The 23,619-nt window shown below is 63.2% G+C and carries 23 protein-coding genes; 8 read left to right on the forward strand and 15 right to left on the reverse strand.

Annotation, left to right across the window (positions count from 1 at the left end; genetic code table 11):
• The first annotated feature begins 238 nt into the window (after positions 1-238).
• Complete coding sequence (locus FJ039_03435) at positions 239-832, forward strand: glycerol-3-phosphate acyltransferase (GenBank protein MBM4405222.1); 594 nt, start codon at positions 239-241, stop codon at positions 830-832.
• Positions 833-945: 113 nt separating this feature from the next.
• On the opposite strand, the gene miaA is transcribed toward FJ039_03435, so the two are convergent.
• The 8 genes from miaA to FJ039_03475 form a co-directional block, all read right to left on the reverse strand.
• The gene (gene miaA, locus FJ039_03440; GenBank protein MBM4405223.1) at positions 946-1,884 is read right to left on the reverse strand and encodes a tRNA (adenosine(37)-N6)-dimethylallyltransferase MiaA; all 939 of its coding nucleotides are present in this window, start codon (positions 1,882-1,884) and stop codon (positions 946-948) included.
• Positions 1,884-2,345, reverse strand: a complete 462-nt coding sequence (locus tag FJ039_03445) for a helix-turn-helix transcriptional regulator (GenBank protein MBM4405224.1) — start codon at positions 2,343-2,345, stop codon at positions 1,884-1,886. Before FJ039_03445 ends, miaA begins: the two co-directional genes overlap by 1 nt.
• On the reverse strand, positions 2,264-2,623 hold the full coding sequence (locus FJ039_03450; protein MBM4405225.1) for a hypothetical protein: 360 nt from the start codon (positions 2,621-2,623) through the stop codon (positions 2,264-2,266). Before FJ039_03450 ends, FJ039_03445 begins: the two co-directional genes overlap by 82 nt.
• 30 nt (positions 2,624-2,653) lie before the next feature.
• Positions 2,654-3,415, reverse strand: coding sequence for a triose-phosphate isomerase (locus tag FJ039_03455; protein ID MBM4405226.1), 762 nt, complete (start codon positions 3,413-3,415; stop codon positions 2,654-2,656).
• Positions 3,416-3,444: 29 nt separating this feature from the next.
• The gene (locus FJ039_03460; protein ID MBM4405227.1) at positions 3,445-4,644 is read right to left on the reverse strand and encodes a 2,3-bisphosphoglycerate-independent phosphoglycerate mutase; all 1,200 of its coding nucleotides are present in this window, start codon (positions 4,642-4,644) and stop codon (positions 3,445-3,447) included.
• A gap of 85 nt (positions 4,645-4,729) precedes the next feature.
• Positions 4,730-5,914 (reverse strand): phosphoglycerate kinase, encoded by a 1,185-nt coding sequence (locus tag FJ039_03465; GenBank protein MBM4405228.1) that lies wholly within the window; start codon positions 5,912-5,914, stop codon positions 4,730-4,732.
• 18 nt (positions 5,915-5,932) lie between these two features.
• Positions 5,933-6,187 (reverse strand): phosphoribosylformylglycinamidine synthase subunit PurS, encoded by a 255-nt coding sequence (gene purS, locus FJ039_03470; GenBank protein MBM4405229.1) that lies wholly within the window; start codon positions 6,185-6,187, stop codon positions 5,933-5,935.
• A 111-nt stretch (positions 6,188-6,298) separates the two neighbouring features.
• Positions 6,299-7,198, reverse strand: a complete 900-nt coding sequence (locus tag FJ039_03475; protein MBM4405230.1) for a phosphoribosylaminoimidazolesuccinocarboxamide synthase — start codon at positions 7,196-7,198, stop codon at positions 6,299-6,301.
• Between the two features lie 147 nt (positions 7,199-7,345).
• On the opposite strand from FJ039_03475, the gene FJ039_03480 reads away from it, so the two are divergent.
• Both FJ039_03480 and FJ039_03485 read left to right on the forward strand, forming a co-directional pair.
• Entirely contained in the window at positions 7,346-7,609 is a 264-nt protein-coding gene (locus FJ039_03480) for a hypothetical protein (GenBank protein MBM4405231.1), read from the forward strand.
• A gap of 110 nt (positions 7,610-7,719) precedes the next feature.
• Positions 7,720-10,305 (forward strand): hypothetical protein, encoded by a 2,586-nt coding sequence (locus FJ039_03485; GenBank protein MBM4405232.1) that lies wholly within the window; start codon positions 7,720-7,722, stop codon positions 10,303-10,305.
• Between the two features lie 259 nt (positions 10,306-10,564).
• Here FJ039_03485 and FJ039_03490 read toward each other — a convergent pair whose 3' ends face one another.
• The gene (locus FJ039_03490) at positions 10,565-11,737 is read right to left on the reverse strand and encodes an amidohydrolase (GenBank protein MBM4405233.1); all 1,173 of its coding nucleotides are present in this window, start codon (positions 11,735-11,737) and stop codon (positions 10,565-10,567) included.
• Here FJ039_03490 and FJ039_03495 point away from each other — a divergent pair.
• Together FJ039_03495 and FJ039_03500 are read left to right on the forward strand one after the other, a co-directional pair.
• Entirely contained in the window at positions 11,607-12,353 is a 747-nt protein-coding gene (locus FJ039_03495) for an SRPBCC family protein (GenBank protein MBM4405234.1), read from the forward strand. The two genes, FJ039_03490 and FJ039_03495, sit on opposite strands and share 131 nt — an antisense overlap.
• Positions 12,328-12,870 carry an SRPBCC family protein gene (locus FJ039_03500; protein ID MBM4405235.1) on the forward strand — a complete coding sequence of 181 codons (543 nt, stop codon included), beginning with the start codon at positions 12,328-12,330 and terminating at the stop codon, positions 12,868-12,870. The genes FJ039_03495 and FJ039_03500 overlap by 26 nt, the downstream gene beginning before the upstream one ends.
• 3 nt (positions 12,871-12,873) lie before the next feature.
• Here the strand turns inward: FJ039_03500 and FJ039_03505 are convergent, their stop codons facing one another.
• The 3 genes from FJ039_03505 to FJ039_03515 form a co-directional block, all read right to left on the reverse strand.
• Positions 12,874-13,647 carry a sulfite exporter TauE/SafE family protein gene (locus FJ039_03505; GenBank protein ID MBM4405236.1) on the reverse strand — a complete coding sequence of 258 codons (774 nt, stop codon included), beginning with the start codon at positions 13,645-13,647 and terminating at the stop codon, positions 12,874-12,876.
• A 121-nt stretch (positions 13,648-13,768) separates the two neighbouring features.
• On the reverse strand, positions 13,769-14,872 hold the full coding sequence (locus tag FJ039_03510; protein MBM4405237.1) for an MBL fold metallo-hydrolase: 1,104 nt from the start codon (positions 14,870-14,872) through the stop codon (positions 13,769-13,771).
• Between the two features lie 293 nt (positions 14,873-15,165).
• Positions 15,166-16,260, reverse strand: a complete 1,095-nt coding sequence (locus tag FJ039_03515; protein MBM4405238.1) for an amidohydrolase — start codon at positions 16,258-16,260, stop codon at positions 15,166-15,168.
• Positions 16,261-16,336: 76 nt separating this feature from the next.
• On the opposite strand from FJ039_03515, the gene FJ039_03520 reads away from it, so the two are divergent.
• Positions 16,337-17,215 carry a hypothetical protein gene (locus FJ039_03520; protein ID MBM4405239.1) on the forward strand — a complete coding sequence of 293 codons (879 nt, stop codon included), beginning with the start codon at positions 16,337-16,339 and terminating at the stop codon, positions 17,213-17,215.
• A 5-nt stretch (positions 17,216-17,220) separates the two neighbouring features.
• On the opposite strand, the gene FJ039_03525 is transcribed toward FJ039_03520, so the two are convergent.
• The 3 genes from FJ039_03525 to glmU all read right to left on the reverse strand — a co-directional run bounded on the left by FJ039_03525 (position 17,221) and on the right by glmU (position 21,358).
• Positions 17,221-17,787, reverse strand: coding sequence for a hypothetical protein (locus tag FJ039_03525; GenBank protein MBM4405240.1), 567 nt, complete (start codon positions 17,785-17,787; stop codon positions 17,221-17,223).
• A gap of 924 nt (positions 17,788-18,711) precedes the next feature.
• Positions 18,712-19,977: an HlyC/CorC family transporter gene (locus tag FJ039_03530; protein ID MBM4405241.1), complete on the reverse strand. Its 1,266-nt coding sequence runs from the start codon at positions 19,975-19,977 to the stop codon at positions 18,712-18,714.
• A gap of 1 nt (position 19,978) precedes the next feature.
• Positions 19,979-21,358, reverse strand: a complete 1,380-nt coding sequence (gene glmU / locus FJ039_03535) for a UDP-N-acetylglucosamine diphosphorylase/glucosamine-1-phosphate N-acetyltransferase (GenBank protein MBM4405242.1) — start codon at positions 21,356-21,358, stop codon at positions 19,979-19,981.
• An 894-nt stretch (positions 21,359-22,252) separates the two neighbouring features.
• On the opposite strand from glmU, the gene FJ039_03540 reads away from it, so the two are divergent.
• Positions 22,253-23,197, forward strand: a complete 945-nt coding sequence (locus tag FJ039_03540) for a J domain-containing protein (protein ID MBM4405243.1) — start codon at positions 22,253-22,255, stop codon at positions 23,195-23,197.
• 5 nt (positions 23,198-23,202) lie between these two features.
• Positions 23,203-23,601 (forward strand): MerR family transcriptional regulator, encoded by a 399-nt coding sequence (locus FJ039_03545; GenBank protein ID MBM4405244.1) that lies wholly within the window; start codon positions 23,203-23,205, stop codon positions 23,599-23,601.
• Positions 23,602-23,619: the final 18 nt, after the last annotated feature.

Consider the following 23,619-nt stretch of genomic DNA (forward strand, 5'->3'; position numbering starts at 1 on the left):
TCGAGATCTCAACCAGCGGTGGGCGTACCCTCAGGGCCGCCCGCTCCCTTGGGCACGCGCCCCCATTCGGCCGAATATCTCCCTATCTGCCGCGGTTCCTCTCCCATAGATCACCATGAGAAGGTGTACAATAGCCCGGCACGATGGGTTTGCCTCTGCAAAACTGAAAGACGCACTAGCTCACCCGGACAATCGCTAACACCGCGCCTTCGCGCGCTTCATCGTTGGTCCCATTCTCATGAACCCACTCGAAGTCTGCCTTGCCGTGATCACCGGGTACGCCCTTGGCTCCCTTTCCTTCGCCAACCTTCTCTCCCATGATCCGGGAGAGGCCGATTACCTCCATCGCCACGGCGCGGGGGCGTCCACCACTTTCTGGCTCCACGGGCTCAAGGCCGCCTTCGCCGTGCTCCTCTGCGACATCGGGAAAGGCGCCGTCGCTATGCTGATCGCCCAAAGCTTCATCGGCGATGGCGCGGCGATCTTGGCGGGCATCGCCGCCGTGGCAGGGCACAACTGGCCCCTCTTCCATCACTTCAAGGGAGGCCGCGGCGTCGCGACCGCCGCCGGAACGCTTCTGCCCCTTATCCCGCTCGCCCTCGGTGTCGGCATCGCGGCGGCAGTCACCGTCTTTCTCCTCACCCGCAATATCCTCCTGGCAAGCCTCACCCTCTACGGCGCGACACTCGCGTTAGCCTGGAAACTTGATGTCGAAGCCTCTCTGCTTATCTACGCTCTGGCCCTCTCAGGCGCCGTCGCAGCCTATACGATGGTCGCCGGCCGTCATGAACACGTCGGCGAGCGGTGGCGCAGCACGACTCTCAAGCCGTAACGTGCTTGCGTCTCTCCTCTTCTCTCCCCCGGCGGGAGAGAACAAAAGAGAGGGGGAGCTTCTCTGGTTTTACTCGTTAAGAGTTCGATCCCATTGCAACGTCACGAGTCTCATCAGCACGCCTTCCCAAGGAAGGTCGCCACGGCTTCGGCCATCTCTGCCTGGCGCGCAGTCATCACATCAAACCATCTGATGCGCGTATCGGCAGGGCGGAACCAGGTGTACTGGTGAGCGGCATAGCGGCGGGTACGCTGCTTGATCTTCGCGACCGCCACGGGGAGCGTTACCTCGCCCCGCAGGTGCGCGATCAGCTCTTCATAGCCTAGGCTTGAAAGCGCGGGCAGTGTGGGTGAATAGCCCATCTCCAAGAGGCGGCGCACTTCATCGAGCCAGCCCGCCTCCATCATCTTGTCCACGCGCGCATCCACGCGCCGGTAAAGCTCCTCGCGGGGCATAGTAAGCCCAACCACGAGCGTCCGGTAGGGCGGCGGCTCCGCCTTGCCAACCTGGGAGAAGGGCACCCCCGTGGCGCGCGTCACCTCGATGGCGCGGATGACGCGGCGCACGTTCCTTGGGTCAATGCGCGTGGCGGCGACGGGGTCTGCCTCCTGCAGTTGGGCGAAGAGCCAGTCTACGCCGCCTTCTTCTTCGGCGATGGCCGCAAGCTCCTTGCGCAGGGCCTCTTTCGGCGGGACCTGCGGCAGGCGGAAGCCTTGCAGGAGCGACCAGACGTACTGCCCGCTGCCGCCGACGAGGAAGGGAAACTTGCCCCTCCGCTCGGTGTCCGCGATGGCCGCGCCCGCCATCTCCTGGTAGTGCGCCACGCTGAACTCTTCATCCGGCTTGATGATATCCAGCAGGTGGTGCGGGACTTCGGCGCGCTGGGCCGCCGTGGGCTTCCCCGTGCCGATGTCCATGAACCGGTATATCTGGCGGCTATCGGCGCTGACGATCTCGCCACCGTAGGCCTGGGCCAGCGCGACGCCAAGCTCGGTCTTGCCCGCCGCCGTCGGCCCCACGATCGCGACGACTGGGATGAGCCGGGGGTTCACTAGGCCGTCTTCTTGCGAAGCGCGGGCTGGGAATCTCTGTGGGGTTGCTTCCTCGTCCCATGCTTTTTCGCAAACTTGATCTGCAGGTCATAGCCCATCACTATCGCGGCGTGGGCAAGGGTATCAAGGCGCGGGCTATGCTCCATGGATTCCAGGCGGCTTACCACGTGCGGAAGCACGCCCATGCGCTTGGCCAGCTCCGTCTGGGTCAAGCCCAGCTTGTTCCTGGCCTTGATGAGTTGCATCACGGCATCAAAACGCGGACCTGCCTTGTGATACTCCAATGCCAGTTCAGGATCGTTCTTCAGTTGCTCCGCCAGAAAATCGCTGAAGTTTGTGCCCATCCGGAACTCCTTTCGAACACTGACAACCATGCTCTTCACCTCCCCAGCCAGGCTGCTAGGCGATTCCTCGCAATGTGCGCTTCGGCGATGTCCAGCTTCTGCGAACTCTTTCGCCATGCGTGCAGTAGGACGAATCGCCCTTGATATTGCGCATATGCGATCCGGTGCTTGCCTGCCCTCAATTCATAGATGCGGCTCTCCTTATCTATGAGGCGGGCATGCTGACCGCCCATCTGTGGCAATCGCCACCCGAACTCCCTGAGCAGAAGGATGTGTCCGTAGATAGAGAGGCGCTCGGCTGTCGAGCTGAGCCCCAGATAGTAATCCCGGACTGGCTCCCGGCCACTCTTGTTTTGGTAGAACTCGACGGTGTGCACAGGCACACTATCGCAAATTTGCGATAGTTGGTCAAGCCCGTGGACGGGCTACCGCTTCGCCTCTGCCGCCAGCCGCGTCAGCGCCGTGAAGTCGCTCGCCTTCAGGCTCGCGCCGCCCACCAGGCCGCCGTCTATCTCCGGCTGGCCCATGAACTCCGCGATATTCTGCGGCGTCACGCTTCCCCCGTAGAGGATGCGTATCTTCTGCGCCGTGGCCTCGCCGTATTGCTTCGCGATGAGCCGCCGTATCAGGCCGATCGTCTCATTCGCGATGGCCCCCGTCGCCGCACGCCCGGTGCCGATGGCCCAGACCGGCTCATATGCCACCACCAGCGCCTCGCTTGCAGGCACGTTCGCCAGCCCGCCGCGAACCTGGCGTGTGATGACCTCCTCCGTCTTCCCGCCCTCGCGCTCCTCCAGCCGCTCCCCCACGCACAGGATCGGCTTCAGGCCGTTGGCCAGCGCCGCCAGCATCTTCTTGTTGATAAGCGCATCGTCCTCATGGAAATACTGCCGCCGCTCCGAATGGCCTAGGATCACATAGTCGGCGAAGCCCTTCAGCATCACGGGTGCCACCTCTCCCGTGAACGCCCCCTTCGCCTCATAGTGCATGTTCTGCGCCCCAACCTGCACCGTCGAGCCTCTGAGCACATGCGCTACCGATGGGATGGAGACGAACGGCGGGCAGACCAGCTTCTCCACGCCCCTGAGCGCGTCAAGCTGCAGCCGCAGCTCCTCCGCCAGGGCCTTCGCATCGGCCAGCGTCGTGTGCATCTTCCAGTTGCCCGCGATAAGTGGGATCCGTCCCAAAGACTGCTCCTTGCTCCCTCTGCCTTGCCCTATGCTCCGAATTTATTCAGCTTCAGCGCATTCGCCATCGCCAGCACCAGCGCCGCCGAGCCGGGGATCTGTCCCAACGAGCCTCTCACACAATTCCGCTCCGTGAACTTCGGCAGTCCGTCCTTCCCGGAATATTTCCCGTGGATCAAGATAGGCACCGGGTGCCAGCTATGCGCCTTCAGCACCGCGGGCGTCGAATGGTCCCCCGTGATCACCAGCGCATCCGGCTTCATCCCAAGCACCTCCGGCAGGTAGGCGTCGAACTCCTCGATCATCTTCACCTTCCGAGCGAAGTCGCCGTCCTCTCCCGCCGAATCCGTGTACTTGTAATGCACAAAAAAGAAATCGTGCTCAGCCCAGTGCCGCTTCAGCGCCGCCAGCTCGTCCTTGAAGGAGTTTCCCCCGTTCAGGATCTTCATGCCGACTATCCGCGAAAGCCCCCGGTACATCGGGTAGGCCGAGATGCAGGCCGGGTTCAGCAGGAACTGCTCCGCCATGCTCGGCACCTTCGGCATCATGGAGAAGCCGCGCACCAAGCCCATGTTCGCCCGCTTCTCCTTCGCCAGGATCTCACGCATCTGCTTCGAGAACTGGTTCGCCACCCGCGCCATCTTCTCCGCGCCCGGCGCAAGCGCCCGCACCTCCAGCGGCGGCTTCCCCTCCCGCTGCGGGTCGCTGTCGCTCACCTCATCCAGCAGCCCCTCGCCGCTGAAGATCGCCACGAACCGGTGATCCTTCACCGGGTAGACCTTCACCTTCGCGCCCTCCAGCTGTGCCGCGTTCAGCCGCTCCACCAGCGGCATCGCCTCCTCCGTTGGGATGCGCCCGGCGCGCCTATCGGTCACGATCCCCGCCGCATCCACCGTGCAGAAGTTCCCGCGCGCCGCCACTTCGCCCTTCTCCAGCTCGATCCCCGATCCCAGCGCCTCCATCACGCCGCGCTTGATGAGATGCTTCAGCGGGTCATAGCCAAAGAGCGCCAGGTGTCCCACGCCGCTGCCCACGGCGACCCCTGGGAAAGCGGGGATGGTCAGCCCAAGGGCACTCTCCGCCGCCAGCCTATCCAAGTTCGGCGTCTTGGCCGTCTCCAGCTCGGACTTCCCCGTCTCGTTCGGGAAACCGCCGAGCCCATCGGCCACCAGCAGCACGATCTTGGATGGCGTCTGTTGCGCTATCTCTGTGATATATGGGAATGACATCGCTTTACCTTATCTAGCCCGCTCTCAGAGCCGTACCTCACCGTTCACAGGGGAGAGACTAGGAGAGAGGTCGGATGAATCTCCTTCACTTATCCATCAGCGCGGCCACACCCGGCAGCGTCTTCCCTTCCAGTATCTCCAATGAAGCGCCTCCTCCCGTGGAGACGTGGGTGATCTTCCCCTCAAGCCTCAGCTTGTGGATCGCCTCAGCCGTCGAGCCGCCGCCCACGATCGTCGTCGCCTTCAGGCTCGCTATCGCCTTCGCCACCCCTTCCGTCCCGGCCGCGAACTTCGGCATCTCAAAGACGCCCATCGGTCCGTTCCAGACCACCGTCTTCTGCCGATTCAGCTCGTTGCCAAACAGCTCCACCGTCTTCGGCCCGATGTCTAGGATCATCCAGCCTGGGGGCACGGCGTTCGCGGCCACCGTTCTGCTATTGGCGTCCGCTGCAAACCTGTCGCCGATGACGACGTCCACCGGCAAGTGCAGCGGGATCCCCCGCCGCTTCGCCTTCGCCTCCACTGCTGATGCCTTCGCCATCATCTCCGCCTCCAGCAGCGAGGTCCCGATCTCATAGCCCCGCGCCTTGAAGAACGTGGCGCACATCCCGCCCCCGATCATCATCGCATCCACCCGGTCCGCCATATGCTCCAGCATCGCCAGCTTATCGCTCACCTTCGCCCCGCCCACCACAGCCGCCATCGGCCGCTCCGGATTCGTCACCGCATTCAGAAGGAACCTCATCTCCTTCTCCATCAGAAAGCCGGCCACCGATGGCAGGTGCTTCGTCACGCCCTCCGTGGAGGCATGCGCCCGGTGCGCCGACCCGAAGGCGTCGTCCACGTAGGCCTCCGCCAGAGAGGCCAGCGCCTTCGCGAACGCCGGGTCGTTCTTCTCCTCCTGGGGATGGAAGCGCACATTCTCCAGGATCAGCACGCCGCCCGCGGGAAGCGCCTTCGCCATCGCCTCCGCCTCAGGCCCGATGCAGTCCTTCGCCATCTGCACCGGCCTGCCTAAGAGCTCGCTGAGCCGCTTTGCCGTCGGCGCCAGGCTTTCCTTTGGATTCGGCCCCTTCGGCCGTCCCAGGTGCGAGCAGAGAATCACCTTGGCCTTTTGCCCGATGAGGTAGGTGATCGTCGGCAGCGCCTCCCGGATACGACTGTCATCCGTGATAGCATTCGTCTCTCGGTCCAGCGGCACGTTGAAGTCAACGCGTACCAGCACCCGCTTATCCGCGACGTTGATGTCTCTTACCGTCTTCTTCGCCATCTCTATCTTCCTACGTTCCTACCTCTTCACTTCCTCTATCTCGTATCGGAACAGTTCAACCACTGGATTCGCCAGGAGCTTCTTGCACATATCCTGCGCCTGGGCCGCTGCCGCCTCTTTGCTCCCCGCCTCTATCTGCACCTCTAGAAACTTGCCTACGCGCACGCTCTGCACCGATTTGAATCCCAAGCTCTGCAGCCCGCCCTTGACGGTAACGCCCTGCGGGTCGTTCACCGTCGGCTTCAGCGTCACGTAGATCTTCGCGAGGTACATCATGGCGATTTTCCTATTCCAAGCCCTCTCTCTTTCTTCATCCCAATGAACTGTGCCCACCCTTGAGCCACGCGGCAGGGAACGAAAGAGAGGAAATAAGATCCGACTCTATCAAACTCCTGTCGGCAGCGGACGCCCTGTCAGCCGTTGATAGACTTCTTTGTACCGCTTCGCCGTCTGCTCGATCACCTCTTGCGGCAGGCGAGGCCCCGGCGGCTCCTTGTTCCACCCGCTGGCGTTCAGCCAATCGCGCACGTACTGCTTGTCCAGCGGCTCCTGCGCTCTCCCCGGCTTGTAGTCCACCGCCGACCAGAATCTGCTCGAATCCGGCGTCAGCGCCTCGTCAATCAAGATGAGCTTGTGATCCAACATGCCGAACTCGAACTTGGTATCCGCGATCAGGATACCCCGGCTCTCGGTATAGGCGTGCCCCGCCGTATAGAGCGCCACCGCCGCCTCGCGCACGTGTGCCGCCAACGTCTTGCCGATGAGCCGCTCCACCTCGGCGAACGAGATATTCTCGTCGTGGCCCTTCGTCGCCTTCGTCGTCGGCGTGAACATCGGCTCGCCGAAGCGCTGGCTCTCCGTCAGCCCTTTCGGCGCGGGCGCCCCGCAGATCGTCCCCTGCTTCTTGTACTCGCCCCACGCCGAACCGGCCAGGTAGCCCCGCACCACGCACTCCACCGGAAGCGGCTTCGCCTTTTTCACCAGCATCGCGCGCCGCGCGATCTCATGGGGCAGCTTGGGAAAATACTTCCCCACCCTCGCCTGCTCGTAGCCCATCGCCAGGAAGTGGTTCGGGATGATAGGCCCCAGCTTCTGGAACCAGAAGTTGGAAAGCTCCGTCAGCACCACGCCCTTTTCCGGGATGCCGTCCGGCAGCACCACGTCGAAGGCTGACAGGCGGTCCGTCGCGACAATCAGCAGGGCGTCGCCGAGGTCATAGATGTCACGCACCTTCCCCCGATGGGAGAGATGCGGCAGATTCGTTTCCGAGATTGCGACAGGCATGTGGGGCGTTCGCATCCGGCGCCGGCGGCCTGTGAACAGTGCCGTGTGAAAGCGTGGCTAGTGTATCACAGCAAGAGGTCGGCAACACAAACTACATGCCGGCCCCGCTGCTATTACCAAGGTCGGTTGTACAATGAGAGCATCACCATGGAAGACGCAGAATTCCTCCAAAAACTCAAAGAGAAGATAGAGGCCTCCTCCGGCATTCCCATTCAGCTTGTCATTGATCACGAAGACAAGCGCAAGCTTCTCGTTGACCTCGGCGCATCCCCAGTCAAAGTCACCCTCGGCGCCGATGTCCTGGAGAACGCCAGCCTCGCCCGCATGTTCAGCCAGTACGCCATCCTCTGCCTCAAAGAGCGCCGCGTCGTCCAGGAGCAAGAGTTCCTCCTCTACCTCCGCCGCAACTGACCTCCTTCCCGTTTCCGTTTTCTTACGCTTGCCCCCTGCTCCATGAACCCTGTCCCCGCTCGCTTTTTGCTACAATGCTCCGCGCCACGTGAACCTTCCAAGGAGCCTTTATGGCCTTTTTCCACTGGTCCGACTACTGCAATCGCCATCTGGAGTCGGCCTCCGCCTTCTCCGGCCGCAAGCCCTTCCCCATGCCCGGCGCCAAGCCCAAGTACACCCGCGATAAGCAGTTCAATCTCCACCACATCAAGATAGAAGTCGCAATAGATCATCCCAAGGGCAAGATTACCGGCACCAGCTCCCTCACCCTCTCGCCCGTCCTAGACGGCCTGGAAAGCGTCACCCTGGACGCGGTAGACCTCAAGATCCTCGGCGTCAAACTCAACGGCTCGCAGAGCCTCGAATTCGACCCGGGCAACGAGACCTTCCGCGTCAAGTTCGCCTCCGCCCTCAAGGCCGGTCAGCAAGTCACCCTTGCTGTGGACTATGAGGGCCATCCCCGCAAGGGCCTCTACTTCGTCGGGCCGGATGCGGGCTATCCCGGCAAAATGCCGCAGATCTGGACCCAGGGCGAAGATATGGACACCCGCTACTGGGCGCCCTGCTATGACTTCCCCAACCTGCGCGCCACCAGCGAGGTCATCGCCACCGTCCCCGAAAAATGGTTCGCCCTCTCCAACGGCAAGCTCGTCAAGACCACCCACAATCAGGCCCACGGGACCAAGACCTACCACTGGAGCCAGCAACAGCCCCACGTCACCTACCTCATCACCCTCGCCGCCGGTGAGTTCGTGGAGCTGGATGACTCCAAGAACGGCATCCCTATGCGGTACTACGTCCCTCCGGGCATGGAGGAGAAGGCCCGCCGCACCCTCGGCAACACGCCCAAGGCCATGGACGTCTTCCAAAAGCTCATCGGCATTCCCTACCCCTGGGACAAATACGACCAGATCTGCGTGGAAGACTTCATCTTCGGCGGCATGGAGAACACCTCGGCCACCACCCTCACCGATATGGTCCTCCATGATGCCCGCGCCCACCTCGATTTCACCGCCGACCCCCTCGTCGCCCACGAGCTCGCCCACCAGTGGTTCGGCGACCTCCTCACCTGCAAGGACTGGTCCCACGCCTGGCTCAACGAAGGCTTCGCCACCTACTTTGAAGCCCTCTTCACGGAGCAGCACCTGGGCGAGGACGAGTTTAAGCTGGAGATGTTCCACAACGCTCAGAACTACTTCGGCGAAGATGGCGGCCGCTACCGCCGCCCCATCGTCACCCGCGTCTATGACGATCCCGTCGAACTCTTCGATCGCCACCTCTACGAGAAGGGCTCCTTGGTCCTTCATATGCTCCGCTACCTCCTGGGCGATGATCTCTTCTTCCGCTCCATCAAGCGCTACGTGGAGAAGCACCGTAACGGCGTTGTGGACACGGAAGACCTCCGCCGCGCCATCGAAGAGACCACGGGCAAGACCATGGAGCGATTCTTCGATCAGTGGGTCCACAAGGCCGGCCACCCCAATTTCAAGGTCTCCTACGCCTGGGACGATGACACCAAGCTCGCCACCGTCGTCATCGCCCAGACCCAGGAGGCTGACGCCGAAACCTCCATCTTCCATATGCCCGTCGTTGTGGACTTCCACTGGGAAGGCGGCAGCAAGAGCTTCAAGTTCAACCTTGAAGAGAAAGAGCACCGCTACCACATCCCCTTGGAGAAGAAGCCCCTCATGGCCCGCTTCGATCCGAGCAACCGCATCCTCAAGACCCTGGAAGAAGAGGCCCCCAAGGAGATGCACCTCTACCGCCTCAAGAAAGACCCCGATTGCATGGGCCGGATCACCGCCGCCCACGCCCTCGCCAAGGTCGGCTCCCAGGACTGCATAGACGCCCTCAAGAACGCCGTCATGACGGACGCGTTCTGGGGCGTTGCCGCTGAAGCTGCTGACGCCCTCGGCGCCGTCAAGTCCAGGGCCGCCGGCGCCGCCCTCATCGGATGCCTCGCCGTCAAGCACCCCAAGGCCCGCAGGGCCGTCGTCAACGCCCTCGCCGAGTTTAAGGAAGAGGCCGTCGCCGATGCCATGGTTAAGATCCTCGAGCATGGCGATGAGAGCTACTTCGTGGAAGGCGCGGCGGCCCACACCCTCGGCAAGATCAAGTCCCCCAAGGCCCTTGACGTCCTCAAAAAGACCATGGCCAAGGACTCCTTCATGGACGTCATCCGTAGCGGCGCCCTCACTGGCCTCGCCGACCTGAAAGACGAGCGCGGCCTAGAGGTAGCGAAGGAGTGGTCCAAGTACGGCCACTCCGAGCCCGTTCGCATGGAGGCCATTTCCACCGTCGCCAGGCTCGGCGAGGACAAGAAAGAGACCGTGGACTTCCTCACCGACTACCTGGCCGACCCCCAGCTTCGCGTTCGCCTCCGCACCGCTGTCGCCCTCGAATCCCTCGGCGATGGCAAGGCCATCGGCCGCCTCTCGGCCCAGGTGGACCGAGAGGTAGACGGGCGCGTCCGCCGCCGCTTCAAGGAGGCCGTCGCCAGCATCCGCCAGGGCTCCAAGGGCAAGGAAGAGGTCACCAAGCTCCGTGAAGACCTCGATAAGCTCTCCACGGACAACAAAGCCCTCCGCGAGCGCGTCGAAAAGATGGAAGCCAGGCTCACCCCTGCCAAGACAGAAGACCAGCCCAAATCCGCGTAGGGGCGGTCCGATTACATCGGACGAACGCGGTCCTTTCGGAAGGACTCTCGGTCTTACGAGTCCGGACCGCTCGGACCGTGTGCGGCACCGGGGCACCCCTCTGTCGCTCTGAGAAGCGGCAATGGTAATTGCCGCGACGAACGGGCCTACGCCGCCTGGGTTGCCTTCGCAACCCACCATCCCCGTAGGGGCTGGCCTACCCAAAGGGCTCCGATACATCGGAGAGGCCAGCCCTCCCCATCGGGCGCATTCTGCGCCCCTACATCTCCCACCCGTACAGCTTCGCGCAATTATCCCGAATCATCTTCCGCTTATCTGCTTCAGGTATCCCCGCGAACAGCCAATCGAACGTCTGCCTCGATATGGGCCACGTCCCTTCAAGATGCGGATAGTCCGCGCCCCACATCAGGTTGTCCGGCCCGATCAGCTGCCGCATCTGCACCGCCGACCTATCCCGCTGGAACGACATATAGACATTCCGCCGGAAGATTTCACTCGGCAGCAGCGATTGACTGCTCAGCGCATGTCCTCGTCCCCTGGTGATCCTCTTCAGGTTCCCGCCCTTGCTGAAGTCCGATCGCCATAGGTAGTAGGCCATCCAGCCTGCATCATTCTCCGCCGAGATTACCTTCAGCTTCGGAAACCGGAGAAAGACCCCGCTGAAGATGAGCGTCCCCAGCGTCCACGCCGCCTCCAGGCACATCTCGATCGTGTCCGGCGGCGTCTCCAGCACCATCTTGCTCCGCATCGTCGCCAGGTGCATCGTCACCGGCATCTCCAACTCCTCCGCCACTGCCCACACCGGGTCAAAGACCGTGCTCTCGTAGCGCCGGTCGTGCGAGGTCACGGAAATCATCAGCCCGTCGAGTCCCGCCTTCTTCGCCTTTCGCGCCTCCTCCACGGACCACGGGATATCGTCCAGCGTCACCATCGCCACGCCCCGAAAGATGTCTCGATGCCCCTTCACATATTCCTCGGCAAGCCACCGGTTGTACGCCTCAAAGCAGGCCTTCCGGTAGCCCAGGTCCTGGATCTCGTACATCCGCAGGCCGAGCGTCGGGTATAGGACCTCCGCGTCTATCCCGTCCATCGCCATATCCGCCAGGCGCGCCTTCGGGTCGTAGCCGCCCTTCCGCACATCCCGGTCGTACCGCGCCGTATCCAGGTCAATCTCCTCCGGGTTCTTCCCGCCGGAAGAGAGCAACGCCACATCCACCAGCGTCACGCCGCCATCACACCAGTGCACGTCCCCCTTCTCCCCGCGCTTCAGATGCGGCGCGCGATCCCGGTACTTCGGCTCGATGTGCCTTTGCCACAGGTCCGGCGGCTCCACCACGTGGGAATCGGACGAGACGACATTCAGTTTGGGCGGTGCCTTCACGCTCATCGGTGCCTCCTGGGGAAACTGGGCGGTTTTGGCGCATACTAGCATAGCTGTGGCACAATGCAGGGGAGCCGCGGCTATCTATCAGGACATTGTATCGCAGGAGCGTGCGCCGATGCTCTTCCGTGACAGGCGCGAGATCGTCATCAGGGCAAGCCTCGATGAAGTCTTCGCCATCGTCGGCGATGTCCCCCGCCATCCCGAGTTTGCGGGCAGCGGCGAGATCGTCCGCATACGCATGGTGAGCCAGGGGCCCATCGGTCCCGGCGCGCGCTTCGAAGCCGAAGAGGAATCCACCCTCCTCGGCATGCGCCAGCAGGTCGTCGCCACCTCGGAGATCGTCGCCTACGATCCTCCCCGGCTCATCTCCTGGATTTCCGTTCCCGCCAGCCCCTTCCGCCCGGAGCGCATCCAGTGGTGGTTCCGCCTCATCCCAACGGACGGCCATACCCGCCTTATCCACGATGTGGAGATTGACCTCGGCCCCATGGCCGAGCTACCCTATCGCCCTATCAACGCCGCCCAGCGCGCCCAGGCCATCGCCGAAGGCATGGGCAGAACCCTTGCCCAGGTCAAGCGCGCCGCGGAGACCGCGCGGCAGCGCAAACGAGAGAGCGGGGAAAGACCGCCAGCCATGTATGCCATGCATGAGGGAGAATTGTGAAAGGAGATCTGTGATGGGAGGCTTCCATGTGCGCAAAGAGATCGTCGTCAACGCCCCTATGGAGACCGTCTTCAGACTCGCCGGAGACCTCACGCAGCATGTGAAGCTGGCGGGCAGCGGCGAAGTGAAGGCCATCCGCAAGCTCACCGATGGCCCGGTGAAGGTCGGGACGAAGTTCGAGGCCGATGAAGATATCCCCATGGGCCCCGGCATGCGCTCCAAGTTCGTCTCCCAGTCAGAGGTCGTCTCCTACGAGCCGCCGCGCCTCTTCTCCTGGACCTCCATGCCGCCCAGCGCGCCTAAGCCCAAGCGCATCCAGTGGTGGTTCCGCCTGAGCGGCGAGGGGAAAGGGACCCGTGTGACTCATGAAGTAATCGTGGACTTGGGCACGATTTCTAACATCCTCCTGGGTCCGCCCTACGCCCTCACCCGCGGCCGCGCCGTATCGCGCGGGATGCAGCAAACCCTGGAGAACCTCAAGTCCCTCGCCGAGAACGAGGCCAAGCGCCCGGCCTGACCTCTACGACGCGAAATCGTAATTCCTGGCGATGAGGTAGCCGCTGATGGCGATCAACATCAGCGCGAAGAGCCCTCGCAGGACGCGCTCCTTCATGCGCCCCGTCAGCCGCGTCCCCGCCAGCACACCCAGCACGCCTCCGCCCAGCATCGGTCCCGCCGCATCGAAGCGCACCTCGCCGAAGCTCAGGTGCCCCAAGAATCCCGCCGCCGAATTGATCGCGATGACGATGAGCGATGTCCCGCTCGCCCACCGCATCGGGATGCCGAAGTACAGCACCAAGAGCGGAACGACGAGAAATCCGCCTCCGATGCCGAAGAACCCGGAGAGCGTCCCCAGTGTCATCCCTGCCGCGATCACCTTCGGCCCCAAGAGCGATGGCGGCTCCGGCGGCCGCTGCGGGCGATCCGGCAGGCGCGGGATGCTTAGTCCCATGCGGATAGAGGCGGCCAGGCAGACGATCCCCAGCAGGAACAAGATGAGTTCGCCGTCTGCCAGCGCATTGAGCCGCGCGCCCAGAAATGCCCCCGCGATGCCGCAGGCCCCCACCGTCACCCCCGTCCGGATGTCCGCCCGCTTGGCCCGCACCTGCATGGACGCGCCCAAGATGGCAACCGCCCCGACGATGATGAGCGAAGTCCCGGACGCCTGGTGCGCCGTCAGGTCAAGGGCGTAGACCAGGATGGGAACCGTGATGATCGAACCGCCCGCGCCCAGCAGCCCCAGACACAGGCCCACCAGCGCGCCGAAGACCAGCCCAAGGCCTACGATATCCAAGGCCTCATCCTTGCCCCTGCCGTAGCTCGCCGGACAAGGCTGCTATCGCCCCATAGAACAGATTCCGGTCGCCTCTCTCCTTGCGAAAAGAGGGCCAAAGAGGGGATATGGCCTGCTCCCCTTAGCGCCCGCGAGATGGCCTCGCCTCCCGCTCGATGGGGTACTTCCGCAGGTTCCAACCCATCATTCCCTCGCTCATAGACGCTACGTTCCCGAAGCCCGCCTGCATCAGCACAGCCGCCGCCGTCAGGGAGCGGCCTCCGCTCCGGCAGATCGTGATAATTTCCTTGCCGCGGAACTCCTCCAGCTCACCCAGGCGGTGTGCCACTTGGCCTACCGGGATGAGCCGGCTCCCTGGGACATGCCCAAACTCGTCTGTATACTCATCGGGCTCCCGCACATCCAGCGCCAGCGCCCCCGTTCCTTCGATGCGCCTCTTCGCCTCTTCCGGCGTCATCGTCCGCACCTGCTGGCCGTCCACCCCAAGCGTCAGCGACCCGCCCACGGCGCACATCGGCGAATCAACCGGTATCCATTCCTTGCCCGGGCGCTGGGAGCAGGCATAGTTCTCCTGCACCACCTTCAGCATCCACTCCGGCGTCGGCTGCGCCTGCCTCTTGAGCCAATCCCTATACGTCTGCTTCGATGTGAACCTGAGCCTGAGGTTCGCTGTGCGCTCCGCCCCCATGGTTGACTGCGCATGCCCCTCATAGTCATGGGCCGGCAGCACGATCGTCTTGTCGCTGAACTCTTTCAGCTTCTGCAGGCTCTCGAAGTGCTCTCCCGCATCCCCCGTCGGCAGGTCCGTCCGTCCCGCCCCCTGGTCGCCGATGAAGAGGAAGTCGCCGGTCAGCAGATGACCGTCCACAACCAACGTGATGCTGTCGTTCGTGTGACCCGGCGTCGCCAGCACGCGGATGGTGACATCGCCCACCTTCAATCGTTCGCCGTCGCGGACCCGGTGATTCGGGCACTTCGCCCGGGCGTTCGGGTCCATCACATAGGGCGCCTGCGTCCGGTCCCGCAAGGCCGGCCCGCCCGAGATATGGTCGGCGTGGGTGTGCGTGTCAATGATGCAGGCCAGCCGCCACTTCTCGCGCTTAAGCAGCCTCAGGTACTCGTCCACCCGGTCCAGCACCGGGTCCACCAGCGCCGCCTGCCGCGACTTCTCGGAGCCGATGAGATACGTTCTGCACGGCCCCTCGTTCAACTGCTTCAGGTGCATCTGACTCCCTACGTGCTCTCGTCTGCCCCCGCTCTTCCAGAGAAAATATACCTACACCATCGGTACTCCGGCAGACATATGCGCACCGAGTCCCCGATGCCGGATCGGGGTGTGTCTCTTCCCGCTTCGAGGGAAGGAGGCACTTCGCTGGTCCAGGCTGATCTTGAAAGCAGCATCGGCCGTGATCAACAAAGGCTCCCTCCCTTCGGGTGCCATGCCGATGGCATGGGCTAATGCGTATGAGCTGTGCTCGTCCGCGAGCTACGTGAGGGAAAAGAGGGAGAGGTCGCCCCCTAATTCTTCACGCTGAATCCATAAAGCCTCGCTGCGTTCGTCACCAGGATCGCCCGCTTGTCCGCCTCGTTCGCCTGGGCGAAGAGCTTCGCGATCACCTGCTGGGAGTTCGGCCACGTGCTGTCCCGGTGCGGGTAGTCGCTCGACCACATCAGGTTCGAGACGCCCACCAGGTTGCGGATGTAGACGCCCGAAAAATCCCGCATGAACGTCAGGTAGACGCTCTGCTTGAAGCAATCGCTGGGGCTCTTCCCCGTGCCGATGAGCGCATGCTTCATATAGGCCTGCCGGTGGACGTTCCCGCCGATATAGTCCATCCGCTCCATCAGATACGGGGCCCATCCGGCATCGTTCTCCGCCGAGACAATCTTGAGCTTGGGGAACCGGATAAAGAGCCCGCCGAAGATCATCGTCGCCAGCATCCGCTCGATGATCGTGTGGTGCAGCACCGATTCGATCTCCGAGGTCTGATTGATGGCCCGCTGGTTGGAGAGGACGTGCATGCTCACCGGCATCTCCATCTCCTGCGCCGCCGCCCAGAACGGGTCCAGCGTCTTCCCGCCGAAGATGCTCGATTCCGAAGGCTCCACCGTGATCATCACCCCGGCCAGGCCGACTTTCTTCGCCTCGCGCAGCTCCTTCGCGGCCCGGTCGGCATCGGCCAGGTCCACCATCGCCAGGGCCTTCAGCCGGTCGGGAAAGGCCTTGCAGAAATCGCCCATCCACCGGTTATACGCGTTGAAGCATGCCGTCTTCAGCTCCGGGTCGCTCATCGCGTACATGCGCAAGCCCACCGAGGGGTAGATCACATCGGCGTCAATGCCGTCCTTCGCCAAGTCATCCAAACGCGCCTTCGGCTGGTACCCGCCTTTGTAGACTCCGGCCCATGTCTTGTCCTTCACCTCGCCCATGCCGGCCTGGCAATAGCCGTAGGGAGGCCCAATCCTGTTCCCTTCAACAATAAAGTAGTCAACACCCTCGATCCGCTCGAGGTGCGGCGCGCGGCTCTTATAGGCAGGCGCGATATAGTCGGTCCATAGATTGGGCGGTTCCACGATGTGGGAATCGGCGGAAATAACGCGGAAATTGGTCATGGGAGCCTCCAACTCATACAATTGCCTTGCCGGGAGTCATGGTAACACAGGAAACAAGCTGCATGAGGACCCCCCGATGCACTCCCAAATAGACCGCACAGCCATCTGGCTCTCAGCCAGGCTTGCCCCTCATTTCTTCACGGATAGCCTCGATTCTCCTTCGTTCGCCGATCAGCTTCACGAAGTCCGCCTCACCGTCCCCGACCTCGATGGCCCAGGCGATTACCCGGTCAAGGCCAGCTCCCACATCGGCGATCTGAACGCCCTCATCCGCATCGCCCAGTGGCGCGGCGCGAAACCCACCCTCATTTACCACCACGGCACCGCGGAAAAACCCTTCGACGCAAGCTTCCGGCGCATCTTTCCCCAGGTAAAAGATGTGGACGCCAACCTCATCGTCGTCCGCGCGCCATACCATGAAGAGCCCAAGCGCTTCACAAACAAGATGAGGCGAGTGGCGAACTACCTGGCGATGATGGCCGTCGGCGTCCGGGCCATCGAACACGTCGTGAACGTCGCCCGGAGCCGGGGAGCGACGAAGGTCATCATAGCCGGGGCGAGCTTAGGGGGCGCCATCACCAATCGCCATCACATCCACTGCAACACCGCCGATGCCTATTGCCCCATGCTCGCCAGCCCCCTGATGGGCGATGTCTTTTTGGAAAGCGCCTACGCCATGAAGGTCGGCAAACGCGCCAAGGCCGACCCCGACCGCATCCGCTCCCTCTTCAACTTCCACCGCGAATGGGCCTCAGTCCCGGATAAGAACGTCTTCCCTCTGCTCGCCAAGCACGATGCCGTGATCCCCTACGCCCATCACCGCGCCGCTTATGGCAGGCTGACGGTTGCCACTATCCCCAAAGGCCACATCACCGCCATGCTCTCGGGGAAGCTTATGCGCGACCACCTCGCCAAACAGATGAGCGCCGCCATTGCCGGACCACGTCCCGGATAGGCCTGCTATTTCTGCGACGCCTCGATGATTGAATCCACCACGCCCAGCACATCGCCGATGTTCAGATTCACCGCGTAGATCGTGTACGTCACGCCTTGGTCGTTCCACCAGACCTGTGAACCCGGTATTGCCGCATTCGTCCCAGGCCTCTTTGCGATGTCCGATATCTGCCGGAACTCAACCGTCACCCCGCGGAAGATCTGTCCCCTGCGCAGGGGGTCCGGCCTCAGGTGCAGCGCATCGTACGATTTGTCAGACTGGCTGATCTCCAAAAGCCGGAAATCCAGCCCGGAATAGGCCACTGAAAACTCGTAGTGCCGGCCGTCCTCAACGAGTCGCAGCTCAGGGTTCCTCACCTTGAAAAGCGGCGCAGAGGCCACGGAGGCGGGGATCTTCGTGGGCAGGGTCAGCTTGAACGGCACGAGGCGTTGCGCCGTCGCGAAGTCCTTGACCAGCACTTCGGCGTTCAGGGGAGGCGGCGTCGGATTCTTCTCGAACTTCGGCCCTACACTCTTCTTTTCGCCGCAGGCTGTCACGGCAAGCGCAACAACAAGCACAAGCGCTGTGAACAAGATGCAATTCTTCATATCGTTGTGTCTATTCTTTCAGGGCAAAGGTTCTTGCCATCCAGAATAGGCAAAAGCCGCCCGTTCCTCAAGAGCGTATAGCGCCGATAGTCTCAGCCGCACGTGATACAGGCGGATGCAGGGGCAGCCCGAGTCTTCTCCCTTCCATTCCGCATCCGCACATTCAGTGCCCCCTGTGGGTACTTCCGTGTCCGAAACCCTGCTCCTCTCTCCATCTGCACTCTCTGTCCTTTCTGAAAGGCTCTCGGACTATGTGTGTCCTCACCCTCATTCCTATGAGTCCGGACCGCATGTTGCATCGGGGCCGCACCAGAGCGGACAAATCTCCCCATCCTGCCTCTGTGCTCTCTGTGCCCTCGGTGGATCAACCCTCTTCCTCCTCCTTCCTCCATTCCTTCTCCCTAATCTTCTTCATCTGTGGGTAGCTTCTCTTGTCCTCTCCCCACTTGACGTTAGTACTTATCATTGAAGTAGAGGAACGTATGGCGATACACCCTCAGCCTATGCCACAAAGTTCTGCAGAGCGGCCCCGTTGCGGGACGCCGCGCCGAATGGTACCCGGCGCTCAGCCACCGCATCGCACTCGCACTTGGCCTAGGCCCACGCGACGAAGGAAGATCGTACGATCTGTCCGTCTTGGACGACTCACAAGCGGGCGTGACCGGCTGACCCATGTCGCCGAGGGCACTGTGGGGAAGTCGCGAGACCGCTATCGCGATGCCCTGTCCCGGCCTTCCGGGAACGTTAAACGCCCGCACCTTTGCTGGACGCGTCCACCCATGGCACACCGTCGGGCCCTCTGCAGCACAAACTTCCCCACGATCGCCGTAGTCCAAAAGACACAGCCCTTAGAGAAAGAGAGGTCTCCACAAAGACAAACATCTTGAGGAAAACCGGATCGCTTCCCTGCTAAGCAGCCGGGGGCTGCTCGGGGACGGGGGCGAGGCGCTTGACGCGGACCTTGCGGATGCGGCGGCCTGCGGTGGAGACGACCTCCACCTGGACGCCTTCGGCGTGGACGCGGTCTCCGGGCTTGGCGAGACGGCCGAGGTGGTGGAGGACAAAGCCGCCGATGGTCCCGTAGTTCTCGCCCTTGAGGCTTGTCTCCAGGTTGTCGTTCACCTCATAGATGGAGACCTGGCCATCGAAGACGGCCTCGCCGTCCTTGACCATGGAGACTTCGCTATCAGCCTCGGGGGCGATATCGCCGACGATCTCCTGGACGAGGTCGGTGAGGGTGACGAGACCTTCGACGCCGCCGTACTCATCCACGACGACGGCCATGTGAACACGCTTGACGAGGAAGTCGCGCAGGAGATCGCGGGCCTTCTTGAACTCGGGGACAAAGAGGACGGGCTTGGCGAGGTCCTTTATCGCGGGCTTCTGCCCGGTGTGGGCGGCTTTGAGGACATCGCCATAGTGGATGATGCCGACGATGTTATCCAGGGATTCATGATAGACGGGGACGCGCTTACGGCCCCGCTCCGTCATAAGCTTGATGACATCATCGAAACTTTCGTCGTCGCCCACGGCCTCCATGTCAGGGCGAGGGGTCATGACCTCGCGAACGGAGGTGTCCTTCAACTCCATCACCGCGCCGATCATCTCCTGCTCCGCCTCATCGGGCACGGCAGGCCTGTCCGGGCTGGAGACGATCTCCTGCATCTCGCGAACCTCCTCCAGCGGCTTCTCCACCTCATCGCCGTCCTCCAGGGAGTGGGAGAAGGCGGCCTCCGAGCTCAGGGGCGTGAGGCGCGTGACGGGGCGCGTGATTTTCCGCAGGACGGCCAACGGAATAGCGATGCCGTGGAAGTAGCGTTCCGGGTCTTTGGCGGCGATGAGTCGGACCTGGCCTTCCACGAAGAACTGGAGGATGCTGACGGCCAGGGCGGCGATCAGGATGGCCCACCAGAGGCCATCGGAGATCTCATGGGCAAGGAGGATGGCGGAGGAGATGGCGGCCACCAGGGCGACCATGCGAACGACGACGAGGGAGGAGCGGTACTGGCCGATCTGGGCTTCGAACTCGAGGCCGGCCTCGCGGTCAGTGGAGAAGAGGTGCCAGAGACGCGCGCGGCGGATGCCGGTGAGGGCCGTGGTTGCGCCGGATGAGATGCCGAGGATGGCCAGGCCGGCGATGAGGATGAGTATTTCGGCGGCATTGCCGGGCGACATGCTACCGCCTCCCGGCCTTGGCGCGCTTCTCGGCTGGAGGGGATTTCACGAGGGGCCGCGCCGGGACGCCGACGACGGTGACGCGAGGAGGGACGTTCTTGGTGACAACCGCGCCCGCGCCGGTCTTGGAGCCTTTGCCCAGACGCACGGGGGCGACGAGCATGGTATCGCAGCCGACAAAGACATCGTCTTCGATAACGGTCGGCAGTTTGTTCACGCCATCGTAGTTGCAGGTGATGGAGCCTGCGCCGATGTTCACGTTCTTCCCGACGGTGGCATCGCCCAGGTAGCTGACGTGGTGGGACTTCGTGCCCTTGCCCAGGCGGGACTTCTTGACTTCAACGTAGTTGCCCAGGTGGACGCCGCGCTCCAGGTGCGCGCCGCCGCGGACGCGGCTGAAGGGGCCGACGGAGATATCGGCCTCCAGGGTGGAAGACTCGATGGAGGAGGCGACGACAGCGCAACGATCGCCGATGGAGGCCTCGGCGAGCATGGCGCCGGGGCCGATGACGCAGTCCCGGCCGATGGAGGTGTTGCCCAGGATATAGCTATTGGGCTGTATCGTGGTGTCCCGGCCGATGGAGGCATCGGCATCTATGTAGACCGTGGCCGGGTCAACGAGTGTGACACCGGAGGACATCCACCTATCGCGGATGCGGCGCCGCATGGCGGCCTCGGCCTCGGCGAGGCGCTGTCGGGTGTCCACCCCCAGGGCTTCAGCGGCATCGGCAACGGGAGCGGTGATGGCGGGCCTGCGGTCCTTATAGGCCATGCCGATGAGGGAGGTGAGGTAGAACTCGCCGCTCCTGCTCTTGGGCACCTGCGCCAGAGCGGGCCAGAGCCATGCGGCGTCGAAGCAATAGTTGCCGACGTTGATCTCCTTGAGGAGCCCCAATCCCTCAGGGAGGTCGGCTTCTTCGATGATGTCCTGGACATCGCCTTTCGGGTCGCGGAAGACGCGGCCGAGGCCTGAGACGGGGCCGTGGGAAGAGGTGAGGAAGGCGATTGGGGCGCTCTTTTCCGCCTGGAGGGAGGCGAGACTGGTCAGGGTCGCGGGAGTGACGAGGGGGACATCGCCGTTGAGGACGAGGATGGAGGAGGCCTTCCCCTCGAGGAGCTTGCGCGCCTGGAGGAGGGCATGGCCGCTGCCGAGCTGGTCTTTCTGCACGACGAACTCGACGTCTTTGCCCAGGGAATCGCGCACCTGCTGAGCGCCGTGGCCGATGACGACGACGAGGCGCTTGACGCCGGCCGCTTTGGCCGCCGCAACGACGTGGGCGACCATGGGCTTGCCGCAGATGCGGTGGAGGACTTTGGGCAGTTTGGAGTTCATCCGCTTGCCCTTGCCCGCCGCTAGGACAACAGCCGCGAGACCGGTCATGAGGCTCCTTGGAAATCCGAGGGCGGCCTCGCCATGGCGAGGCCGCTGTTTTAGGGGGAGAAAGCTCCTGTTGGTAGCGTAGGGCAGGGGGAGGGGGCTGTCAAATGAAGATGAGGGAGACCTCTCCCCCGATGCCGCATCGGGGTCTCGAAGACTCGACCTAGGTCCCTCTCGTTGCTCTAGGAAGAGCGCAGCTCATAAGAATGAGCACATGCTATCGGAATGGCTCTCCCGGACGAGCTCAGCTTCGCTAGATTCTGGGAGAGGGTAAGCCGCGTTGGGCGGCGATGGGGAAGGGGTTGCGGGGGCAACCGGGGGCAGGGAGTTAGAAAACCTCTCCCTTGGTCCCTCTCCTGCGAAGCGAGGGATAGGGGCCGCTGGGACAGCCCAGTCCGTTCCTAGGTTGCGGGGGCAACCGGGGGGAGAGGGGATTTCGGAGACCTCACCCTGGCCCTCTCGTTGCTCTAGGAAGAGCACAGCTCATAAGAATGAGCACATGCCATCGGAATGGCTCTCCCGGACGCTCCGATAAATCGGAGCTGGGAGAGGGTAGGGGCACGTGACGTGCCCGACGGGGAGGGCTGGCCTCTCCGATGTATCGGAGCCCTGCGGGAAGGCCAGCCCCTACCGGAGTGGAAGGTGGGTTGCGGGGGCAACCCCGGGGAAGGGGGATTGGAGAAGGGCGCGCGCCGCGTTCGCCCGATGGCATCGGGCCGCCCCTACGGATGTGTGGGTTGTGCGACAACCCGGACGGGGTAGGCCCGTTCGTCGCGGTGATTGGACATCACCGCGCCTGAGGGCGACAGGGGGCATGCAAGGAGGCACTAAGGAACATTGACACAGTCCGACTAAAGTCATAGACTATAGGCAACGCACAGCCGGGCAGGGAAGCCGATGGGCAAGCGGGAGTATTACGACATCCTGGGCGTTGCACAGAACGCCTCGCAGGAGGAGATCACGGACGCCTACCGCAAGCAGGCGCGGAAGCTGCACCCTGACTTGAATCCGGGGGATAAGACGGCGGAGGCGAAGTTCAAGAAGGTGAACGAGGCCCACGAGGTGCTCTCCGACCTGGAGAAGCGGGCGAAGTACGATCGGTACGGGGAGCACTGGAAGCGGGCCGACCAGTTCGCGGCCGCAGGAGTCCAGGATGACAGCGGCTTCAGCAATCTCGGGGGGCGACAGACGACATCGGGACGCCGGGGGCCGACGGCAGTCAATTTCGATTTCGGCAACGGAGGCGACGATGTCTTTGAGAGCATCTTCGGGTCGTTCTTCGGCGGAGCGCCGGGGGCGACGCGAGGCCAGCGGGTCTCATCGCGCGGGCAAGATGTGGAGGCGAATGCCGAGGTGACGCTGGAGGAGGCGTTCGCCGGGACGACGCGGGTGCTGCAGCTGGCGGGAGCACAGGGCAGGACGCGGCGGCTGGAGGTGCGCATCCCGCCGGGCGTGCGCACCGGGTCGCGGGTGCGGATCGCGGGCGAAGGCGGCCAGGGAGGCACATCGCCCGGCGACCTGTACATCACCATCACCGTCCGCCCGCACTACGCCTTCGAGCGCAAAGGCGACGACCTCTACGTGGACGCCGCCGTCTCCGTGGCCGATGCGGTGCTGGGCGGCGAGGTAAAGGTGCCGACGCTGAAGGGGACGATGCTGGCGCTGACGATTCCAGCGGAGGCACAGAACGGGCGCGTCTTCCGCCTGGCGGGCCAGGGGATGCCGAAGCTGAACTCCAACGACCGGGGCGACCTGTACGCCAAGATCAAGGTCATCCTGCCGACAAACCTTTCCGAGCGCGAGCGCGAGATATTCCGAGAGCTCAAGCGGCTGCGCGGGTAACGGCGATGCGAGAGAAGATCACGAAAGAGACTCCCTGCTTCACCATGGGCGTCGCGGCCCGAATGGTGGGGCTGCACGCCCAGACGCTGCGCTATTACGAGCGTGCGGGGCTTGTGCAGCCGACGCGGACCAGCGGGAACAAACGTCTTTATTCGAAGCGGGACATCGAACGGCTCATCAAGATACGGCGGCTGACGCAGGAGATGGGGATGAGCCTGACGGGAGCAGAGGCGATGCTGCGGATGGCGGGGAAGCTGGCGCAGATGGAGGAGCGGATGGGCGCGCTGCTGCAGGAGTTGCAGGGCGGAAGCGGCACGCCTGAAATCATAGATGTCACGCCGGTGGGGAAGGCCACACGGCAGAGGAACGAATCACGCAAGGCACGAGCGGCATCTAACGCATAACCGCCTCGGAGCGGAGGC

This window comes from Chloroflexota bacterium (assembly GCA_016875535.1).
In the GTDB taxonomy this organism is placed as follows: domain Bacteria; phylum Chloroflexota; class Dehalococcoidia; order SHYB01; family SHYB01; genus VGPF01.